General features: G+C 62.2%; 1 pseudogene. It reads right to left on the bottom strand.

Annotated elements, in window-relative coordinates:
* A pseudogene (locus ACRZ95_RS23185) lies at window positions 1-590 on the bottom strand (adhesin); the annotation flags it as partial.

Raw genomic sequence — 590 nt, 5'->3', positions numbered from 1 at the left:
GGGCCGCCGGACACCGTGGCCTCGGCCGAGAATTCCAGTGCGTCTCCCGCATCAGTCCCCGCGAAATCCGAAGCGGGGACGGTTACGGACCAAGTTCCATCCGCCGCGACAATGGCCGTCCCGACCGATACGCTGTTGAGCGTGATGTCGACGGATTGACCTGCGTTGAGTCCGATCGAAGTTCCGCTGATGAGGACGCCTGTGCTTTGCGCCTCGGACAGCGAGACCGCGCCGTTTGTGCCTATGGCATTCAAGCTCAGGGTGGGTCTGAAATCCGTGATGATCGAGGTTGTGGCGGCCGTCGCTGCGTTTCCGGCTGCATCGTCAACCGTGCCTGAGACCGCAAAACTTGTGCCATCCGCAAGCGCCGCGAGGTCTGCAGAAGGCACCGTCGCGGACCATGCGCCACCCGATGCGGTCCCGGTGTAGGTTTGCCCATTCAAGGTCACCGACACGGTCTGACCGTCCTCGGCTATGGTCGTACCGGTCACGTTCAGATCGCTTCCCCGCTCGACAACATCCAGAACCGCACCGACCGACAAAGGGCTGATCACAATTGTTGGCGCGGTGAAGTCCGTCGTGAACGTGGT

It is taken from the genome of Ruegeria sp. AI3, from assembly GCF_056541245.1.
This window is presented reverse-complemented; position numbering and strand designations above follow the sequence as displayed.